At 65.3% G+C, this 8,323-nt stretch carries 10 protein-coding genes; 1 reads left to right on the top strand and 9 read right to left on the bottom strand.

Translation table 11 applies throughout. The features are described from left to right. Positions 1 to 102 precede the first annotated feature (102 nt). Positions 103 to 900 (bottom strand): molybdate ABC transporter substrate-binding protein, encoded by a 798-nt coding sequence (gene modA / locus HNR01_RS18600; RefSeq protein WP_183669011.1) that lies wholly within the window; start codon positions 898 to 900, stop codon positions 103 to 105. A gap of 716 nt (positions 901 to 1,616) precedes the next feature. On the opposite strand from modA, the gene HNR01_RS18595 reads away from it, so the two are divergent. Further along, positions 1,617 to 1,961, top strand: coding sequence for a winged helix-turn-helix domain-containing protein (locus tag HNR01_RS18595; protein ID WP_153874835.1), 345 nt, complete (start codon positions 1,617 to 1,619; stop codon positions 1,959 to 1,961). Between the two features lie 184 nt (positions 1,962 to 2,145). Here HNR01_RS18595 and HNR01_RS18590 read toward each other — a convergent pair whose 3' ends face one another. From HNR01_RS18590 to HNR01_RS18555, 8 genes are read right to left on the bottom strand one after another with little or no spacing between them, the layout of a single operon-like run. Continuing rightward, a complete protein-coding gene (locus HNR01_RS18590) occupies positions 2,146 to 2,832 on the bottom strand; it encodes a NeuD/PglB/VioB family sugar acetyltransferase (protein ID WP_183669009.1) in 687 nt (228 codons plus the stop codon). Next, positions 2,772 to 3,503, bottom strand: coding sequence for an SDR family NAD(P)-dependent oxidoreductase (locus HNR01_RS18585; protein WP_309236257.1), 732 nt, complete (start codon positions 3,501 to 3,503; stop codon positions 2,772 to 2,774). Before HNR01_RS18585 ends, HNR01_RS18590 begins: the two co-directional genes overlap by 61 nt. Before the next feature lie 48 nt (positions 3,504 to 3,551). Further along, complete coding sequence (locus HNR01_RS18580) at positions 3,552 to 4,322, bottom strand: SDR family NAD(P)-dependent oxidoreductase (protein ID WP_153874838.1); 771 nt, start codon at positions 4,320 to 4,322, stop codon at positions 3,552 to 3,554. Between the two features lie 4 nt (positions 4,323 to 4,326). Beyond that, on the bottom strand, positions 4,327 to 4,545 hold the full coding sequence (locus tag HNR01_RS18575; protein WP_183669004.1) for an acyl carrier protein: 219 nt from the start codon (positions 4,543 to 4,545) through the stop codon (positions 4,327 to 4,329). Position 4,546: 1 nt separating this feature from the next. Continuing rightward, positions 4,547 to 5,623 (bottom strand): 3-oxoacyl-ACP synthase III family protein, encoded by a 1,077-nt coding sequence (locus HNR01_RS27640; protein WP_183669002.1) that lies wholly within the window; start codon positions 5,621 to 5,623, stop codon positions 4,547 to 4,549. Further along, a complete protein-coding gene (locus HNR01_RS18565; RefSeq protein WP_183669000.1) occupies positions 5,620 to 5,850 on the bottom strand; it encodes an acyl carrier protein in 231 nt (76 codons plus the stop codon). Before HNR01_RS18565 ends, HNR01_RS27640 begins: the two co-directional genes overlap by 4 nt. Continuing rightward, the gene (locus tag HNR01_RS18560) at positions 5,847 to 6,659 is read right to left on the bottom strand and encodes a GNAT family N-acetyltransferase (RefSeq protein ID WP_183668998.1); all 813 of its coding nucleotides are present in this window, start codon (positions 6,657 to 6,659) and stop codon (positions 5,847 to 5,849) included. The genes HNR01_RS18565 and HNR01_RS18560 overlap by 4 nt, the downstream gene beginning before the upstream one ends. Then, the gene (locus HNR01_RS18555; RefSeq protein ID WP_183668996.1) at positions 6,660 to 8,204 is read right to left on the bottom strand and encodes an amino acid adenylation domain-containing protein; all 1,545 of its coding nucleotides are present in this window, start codon (positions 8,202 to 8,204) and stop codon (positions 6,660 to 6,662) included. Between the last annotated feature and the right edge of the window lie 119 nt (positions 8,205 to 8,323).

Here is an 8,323-nt window from a genome sequence, read left to right as displayed (position 1 = left end):
GCCCTCGCTTCACAGCCGATGAGTGCCGAAACTGCCTCGCCGCAGCCGGTTACGATACAGACTTGGCCGTCGCTACGTGAACGGGCACGGCTCTAGGAGCCGTCACGGTGCGGTGGCGGCCGGGCGGTTCAGCACGGTGAAGCCCTGCTTCTCGAAGGCGGCCCGGGCGGAGGGACCGCGCAGGTAGGCCAGGAGGACGGATGTGTCCGGGTTGCGCGTGTCTCGCGTAAGCGCAATCGGGTAGACGATCGCCGGGTGGCTGTCGGCGGGGAAGGTCGCGACGATCCTCACGTTGGCGTCTACCGCCGCGTCGGTGGCGTAGACGATGCCGAGCGGCGCCTCGCCCCGCGAGACGAGAAGCAGGGCGGCCCGCACGCTCTCGGCCTGCGCGATCCTATCCTTCACAGCCGCCCAGCTGCCGAGCTTCTCCAGCGCCGCCTTGCCGTACTTGCCGGCCGGCACCGCATCGACATTGCCCATGGCAAGCTTGCCGGTGCCGAGCGCCGATGTGAGATCGAGATCCGGCCCCATCGTCACCTCGGCCTTCGCGTCCTTCGGGGCGATCAGCACAAGGCTGTTGGCCAGGAGGTTCACCCGCGTGCCGGGCTGGATGAGATCCTTCTTGGCGAGGTAATCCATCCAGTCGAGGTCGGCCGAGAAGAACAGGTCGGCGGGCGCGCCCTGCTCGATCTGCTTGGCCAGCGTGTTCGAGGCCGCATAGGAGACCTTTGGAGCCGGCTTCCCCTCCTTGGCGAAGAGTCCGGCGATCTCGTCGAGGGCGTTCTTCAGGCTTGCGGCGGCGAACACGGTCGGCGCTTCCGCGGCCGGTGCGGAAAGTGTGCCTGCCAGCGTGATCGCGACCAGGCCGGCGAGGAAGCGGGTGCGAGTGAGCAGGGCCATCCGGGAAAGATCCTGTATCGAGCCAGGGGAGGGGTTCACGCCAAGCGCGTCAGGCCTACGGTTCTTCCCCTCGCGGCAGACCGTGCCGGCGCGGCAGGAAGCGGCCATACGCCCACCGCGGCGCCCGACGGTGACGCGGTCGGAGGGGTCTCGGCGCCGGTGACCACACAGCCCGTGCAGGTGAACATGCGCGTGTCTCCGCGGTGATGGCGCCCGGACGAGCCGAAGCAGCGATCCGTCACCGGATGCGCTGTATACAGAAAATCATATCCCTGACCAGGGCCGGCCAGCTTCTCCCGATGGCCGGGATGCGCCGGGGGAGCCGACCTGCCGATACCGATCGCTGCCGCGAAGGTGGCCATCGACAGGCTTGCGAGCGGGAAGGCTCTCGCACGGGCGGAGCCCTGCCTGCGCGCGACCGTCGGCGAATGCGTGCCGCCCGACGCCGCCCTCACACCGGCGCCCTCCCGACCGGCACGGGCATGGAGCGGGCAGGCGAACCGGTCGGTCCACCGCTCGCACCGCGCCGCAGCGGAACTTCATCGGCGCGCCGGTTCCGCCTCAGGCCGAAACGGTCGTCGTCCAGGACATGAGGGAGACCGTCTCAGCCCCGGCGGCCGAAGGCAAGGGCGCCTGTCGGGATCGAGTCCGGCGAGGCCGGCCTCGTCTTCGTCCGTGCGGGCGCTTAGAACGGCTCGAACCGCGTGAGGAGAGTGATGGCCCGCTTGAGCATCCGCATCGATCTCGGGCCGGACCGGCGGATCGGGCCGGGCAAGGTTCAGCTTCTCGAAGCGATCGCCGAGCACGGCTCGATCTCCGCCGCGGGCCGGGCGCTGGGCATGTCCTATCGCCGGGCGTGGCTTCTCGTCGAGGACATGAACAAGGGCTTCGGGCGCCCGGTGATCGAGGCGCAGGTCGGCGGCAAGGCGGGCGGCGGCGCCCGGCTCTCGGCTTTCGGCACCGACGTCGTCGCGCATTACCGGGCGATCGAGCGCGCCGCCGAGAAGGCGGCCGCCCCCTTCCTCGCCCGCCTGACGCAACCGGCCGATCCGGCGGGGTGACCCGGTTCGAAGGGACGCCGCCAAGGCGCGTTGCGCGGTCAAACTATATCCCAATGTATATAGCGATCCCAGGCAGCCAGCCGCGGCACACGGCTCCATTCGGGACGGATCTGCCTGCGCTGAAACCGCGCGCCGGACGACCCGCTTCCCCTGTTACCCGACGGCTCCCAAGCAAGATGATGCGTTATGTGTCGATGCGCTGGGCCGGATTGCCGAACATGACGGCGTTGTCGGGCACATTCCGGAGCACGACACTTCCAAGACCGATCTTGGACCAGCTGCCGATCTTCTTGCCCGGATAGACCATGCTGCCGGCCCCGAACAGGACGCCTTCTCCGACCGTGACATTGCCGTTGATGCTCACGGCGCCGAGAAGCGAGGAATAGTCGCCAACGATCGCGTCATGGCCGATACCGGATGCGGAGTTGATCAATACATGCTCACCGATCTCGCAGTCGGTCGAGATGCAGCAGCGCGGGCAGATCACCGTTCCGGCGCCGATCTTCGGCGCCAAGCCGGATGCGACGCTGTCATGGATGAACGTCTCCGCCTCCCAGCCGCGGGCCTGGAGCGACAAGGCGAGGCGTTTTTTTTCGAACGGGTCCGACAGACCGATGACGAAACGGGGAGCGGAACCGCTCCAATCGTCGGGGTGGAGGATCGGAACGCCGTGGCAGACGCCCCCGGCGTCCTTCGCCTCCGAGATGAACGAGGCCACCTGAAAGCGCCGGCGCGTGTCGGGGCCGCAATCCGCGATCCAGCCCAGCAGTTCGCGTCCGAGACCGCCGGCACCGACAATGACGAAGGGTTTCATGCCGATATGTTCGCGGAGCGACCGCCATCGACCACCATCTGATGGCCGGTGATCCAACGCGCTTGGTCGGACATCAGGAAGGCAACGGCGTTCGCGATGTCGGAAGGCAGGCCGGCGCCGAGCGGATAATCGCGCATCAGGCGCTCCGCGGTTGCCGGATCATCGAACATGGCTTCTGTCATCGGCGTCCGCACGCCCCCCGGCAGGACCGAGTTGACCCGCACCTCCGGCGCGAGCTCGACGGCCAGCGCCTTCATCAGGCCGTCGAGCGCAGCCTTGCTGGCGCAATAGGTGGCGAAGCCCCTGGCGCCGAACTGGCTGGCGATGCTCGAAACGAACACGACGCTCCTCAACATCTTGCTGTTGACGTCCTTGCGCAGCAACAGCCGCGTGATCTCCAGGGCCGCGAGCACGTTCGTGTTCATCACGTCCTGCGCCTGCGCAAGGGTGACGCTGCGGAGCGGCAGAACCTTCAGAAGGGCCGCGCAATGCACGAAGCCGACCACGCGGGCGTCGTGCTGCCGCAGGAAGGCCGGCAGCGCGGTGGCGAGGGTCGTGGCGTCCGCAAGATCGCGCGCCCAGCACAGATGCCGCTCGGGCGCCTGGCAGGCAAGCCGCGTCTGTTCGAGGCGCTCTTCATCGCGCCCATTGAGGATCAGCGAGTACGCCCCGGACAGGGCGACCGCCATCTCGCGGCCGATCCCGGAGGATGCGCCCGTGATCAGCACGGAGGTCGCGGGCACGGGCGGCTCTGACATCGGGCGTTTTCCAGGAGTTCAGCGCGCGAGATAACCACCGTCGACGACGAGTGTCGAACCGGTGATCCAGCGCCCGGTATCGGCGACCAGAAACGCCACGGCATGGGCGACGTCTTCCGCCTCGCCGAAGCCGAGCGGATGCAGGTCCTCGACGGCCCGCTTGGTTTCCTCGTCCCACAACCGCTCCGTCTGCTCGAAGAGGGGGGTCCGGACGAAGCCGGGCGCGATGCAGTTGACGCGGATGCCCCGGGACGCGAGCTCGAGCGACAGCGACCGGGCCATCCCGTCGAGGGCGGCCTTGCTCATCGAGTAGGCGACGGCGCCGACCGAGCCGACCGTTCCCATGACGCTCGAGATGAACACGATCGCACCGTGCTGGCCGGCATAGACCTTCCGGCTCGACAGGCACTTGCCGAGCATCAGGGCCGCTTCCGTATTGACCGCGAAGATCCGCCGCCAGCCGTCGATCTGCAGCGTTCTCACCGGCACGATCGCCTGGATCCCGGCGCAGTGCACCACGCCGTGGAGCCGCCCGCCGGCATCGACGCAGCGACCGACCAGGGCCTCGATGCCGGCAATGTCGGACAGGTCGGCCACGTGCTGCGCGACCGCCTCGCCTGCGCTCAGTTCCGCGCCGAGGGAGACAAGGCCGGCCTCGTCCCGGTCCACGACCGACAGACGGGCGCCGAGGGCGTGCAGCATCACGGCGGTCCTGCGCCCGATGCCCGAACTCGCGCCGGTCACCAGGATATGGCGGCCATCCAACCGCAGCGGGTTGAAGGTCGTCACCGCGTCACGACGCCTTCTTGGCGAGGATCAGGGCGTAGAGTTGATCGAGCGTCATCGCCGGGTTGAGTTCCTGCGGGACAAGTCTGACGCCGAACCTGCTGTCGGCCATCGCCATCACCGAGAGGCTTGCGAGCGAGTCCCAGCTCTCGAACTGGCCCAACGCGTCCGACATCGTGACGTCGTCCTCGAGGATTTCGGACATCTCCGTCAGAAACTCGTCCATCTCACACGTCCTCTCGATACTCGATCATCTCGCAGAACCGGAGCGGCCCCAGCCGCATCAGCATGGCGCCCCAGGTCAGGCCGACGCCGAATCCGGCGAGGCAGACCTTCCTGGAGCCGGCCAGCAGCGCGTCGGCGAGATTGAAGGTCGTCACGAGCGGAATCGTCACGCCGCTCGAGTTCCCGAAGTTCTCGACGACGTTGCTCGGCATCTTCTCGTGTGGAACGGCAAGCTTGTCGGCGAGCTTCTGAAGCATGAAGCGGTTCGGCTGGTGGCAGAGGAAGGCGTCCACCTCGTCCACCGTGGTTCCGGTCCGTGCGAGCAGCCCGCCGATTAGTTCGGGCACCTCGGTCATCACGAAGTTGAAGACCGCCGAACCGTCCATCTTGAGATGGTCGAGGGATCGGACGTTGCCTTCGGCATCCTCGATCATCGCCGCGGTCTCGGCGTCGGATGGACGACGAAAGCCGCCCGCCGGGATCATCAGCGTCTCACGGCGCGTGCCGTCCATCTTCAGCTCGGCCTCGATGACGCCCGCATCCTCTCGGCGTTCCAGAACCGTGATCGACGCGGCGTCGCCGATCAGGGGATAGCTGTTTCGATCTCGAGGGGACACCTTTCGGCTCAACACGTCGACGTTCACCAGCACGACCTTCGCGACGGCCGGCTGGTCCAGCAGCATGAAGCCCTGCATCAAGCCGACGATGAAGCCGGCACAGCCCTGGTTGATGTCGAGGCAGATCATGTCGGCGTGAAGGCCCAGTCGGCCCTGCACGACATGCGACGTCGCCGGCATCAGATAGTCAGGCGACTGCGTCACGACGATCAGGGCGTCGATGTCGTCGCGGACGAGATGGCCGCCGGCGAGCAGGTGCTCGATGCCGGCCACCGCCAGGTCGGACGCGCAGACCGGACCGGCGACGATGCGGTGACGATCGTAGCCCATGACCTGCTTGAGCTTGAGCGATCGCGCCTGCGAAAAATTGAAGTTTGCCATTTCATCGACGAACTTGCGCTCGTTCGCCGGCACCACGGTGAGGAGGCCCGAGATCGCCTTGTCCCGGAAGGAGAGTCTCACGGCACCACCCCGTTGCGGCTCAGAAGCGCCTCGATGGCCGCGACATTCTGGAAGTTCTCCGGCACGATCTGAAGGCCGTCGATCGAGATACCGTAGGCTTTGTCCAGTTCCGATACGAGCGTGACCAAGTCGAACGAGTCGAGCATCCCGTCTTCGAAGAAATCGCTCGATTGGGAAAAATCGAATTCGGGGCGGATTTGCGTGAGAATCTCGACCACCGTGCTCATCGATGCGCCCCCTCGTGTCGGATCATGATGCGATCGAGCAGCCCATCGGGCACGAAGCCGTAATGCCGGTAGATGGCAACCGATCGCGCGTTGTCGCCGATCACCCACAGCACGAGCCGCTGCACCTGCACCTGCGCGCACCGCGCGAGGAAACTTCTCATCAGACGGCGCCCGACCCCCAGGCCCCGCGCGTTATCATCCACGTGCCAGAGGCGCAAATGCGCCATGCGCCCCTTGATCTCGTACAAGAGCATGCCGGCGATCACCCCGTCTCGGCGGACGATGAGGAGACGTCCGTCATGGGCCTCCCGCTGCAGCGCGGCCACCTCCGGCACCGGCTCCGCGAAGCGATCCAGCAACCGCTCGAGCAGAACCACGACTTCGGCCGCCTCTCCGGGCGCCGCGACCGTCGCCTCGCCGTCGTGGTCCGCCCCCAGCCCTCCGACGCGGGTCATGCGCTGCAGGACCGTATGAACCGCGAAGCCATTCGCGGAATAGGCGGCGCACACGTCCTCGAGCTGTCCGCCCTGCCCAACGAGGTCGGACGTGTACGTCCCGGCCGGCAGCGCACCGAGTGCGTCGGCAAGCGCCGGCAGATCCCTCGCCACGTGGTGGATGCGATGGAAGCCGCGGTCGGCGCGCAACAGAAGCACGGCCCGCTCGGTGCTCAGCGTGTGCAACCGGCCGGCGGCACACCAGTCTTCGATCTGGTCGCGCAGGGCATACAGGTTCGTGGTGTAGGTCGCCGTGGCCCGCGGCACCGCGCCGATCCGGCGCTGCCAAGCGTCCCAATCGCGCAGAAGTTCCATTCAGTCGCTATCCGCGAGCGAGAGCAGCAAGCCGTTCCGATCGATCTTCCCATTCGCGTTCATGGGCAGCTGCGCCATGGCGTGATACGTCGTCGGCAGCATGTATTTCGGGAAAACCTCCGACAGCGCTTGACGGATCGTTGCCGCCGACACGTCTGCGCCGGACGGCTGATAGAACAGGGTGATCGCCTTCTTCGGAGAATCGTACACCACGCAGGCGTTGGCGATCCCCGGGACCCCCAAGACCTGATGTTCGATCTCCGGCAATTCGATACGATATCCCATATGCTTGATCTGGTAGTCCTTACGGCCAGCAAGATAGATCAAGCCGTCCGCACGGCGCACCGCCAGATCGCCGGTGCGATAGATCAACTCAGGATAGCGGGTGTTGAGCGGATTCTGCACGAAGACGCGCGTGGTCTTTTCCAGATCGTTCCAGTACCCGCCGCATAGCGAGCTGCCGCGCACGCAGAGTTCACCCTGCTCGTCGGTCGCACAGAGCTGGTCCGCCTCATTGAGGATGAGGATGTCGGTGTTTCGGCATGGAGAGCCAATCGGCAGAGCCTGATCGTCCGGAATATCGTCTTTCACGATGTAAAAAGTACAATCGACATGAATCTCGATAGGGCCATACAGGTTGACGAAGACGGCGTCCTTGAGCGCGCGGCGCCACATATTGAGGTGGCGCGTTGGAAACACCTCTCCGGCGAAAAAGACGGTGCGCAGCGCGGGAAGCGGCACCTTCTCGAGCAGCCCGAGATTTGCGATATTGACCATGATCGACGGCACCCAGAACAAGAAATCAATAGCTTGTTCTGCAATAAATTCCATCAACTTGGCCGGAAAGATCGGCAGCTTGTCAGGAATGATGACTAGCGTCGCCCCTTTCGCCAGACACGCGATCAATTCCAATATGTATATATCGAAGTAAAAAGGTGAGAGGCTTCCAATTTTCGTGCTTTCATCGAAGCGGAATTCCTCAAAAACCCAGCCCATGAAGTCGATCACACCGCGGTGGTTGAGCACCACTCCTTTGGGTGTGCCGGTCGAGCCGGAGGTATTGATGATGCAAGCGGGATCCGTGTCGATCAGCTGCCGGAAGCGAAGGGGTGCGGCATCCGCCTCTTGCCCGATACCCTGGGCCACGATGTCATCGACGCACACGATTTGACTGTGCGTTATTCCGGCTGTTGCGCCCTGAACTTCGGCCACGCGATCCCGCGACGTGATGACGAGCTTCGGCCCGACGTGATCCAGGATGTTCTTCAGCCGAAGCGGTGGGATTTTGACGTCCAGATTCATGTAGATGCCGCCGGCATACATGATCGCGACATTCGCGATCACGACATCCGCCGATTTGGGCAGGTAGACCGCCACCGGCTCGTTCAGAACGCCTGCCCGCGCCACGATCGCGGCGGCGAGGGTCCTCGACCGACGATCCAACTCCGCGAAAGAGATTCGGACGTCCCCGTCGATGATGGCGGTCTTGTTCGGGCACTTCTTCAGTGCCCCCGCCAAGAAGAACTCAAGAACATTCGTCTGCATAGGATGACTCCCCGCGATCCAGGATCGCTGAGCGCTGACGGTGAGGTGATCGGATTTCGCGGGCCGGCGTCATTCCAGGACGCTTTCGGTACGGCAGGACGGGCGGCGGTGCCGCGGAA

The organism is Methylorubrum rhodesianum, assembly GCF_014199985.1.
Classification (GTDB): domain Bacteria; phylum Pseudomonadota; class Alphaproteobacteria; order Rhizobiales; family Beijerinckiaceae; genus Methylobacterium; species Methylobacterium rhodesianum.
The sequence above is the reverse complement of the archived record's forward strand: the minus strand, read 5'-3'. Positions and strand labels throughout refer to the sequence as shown.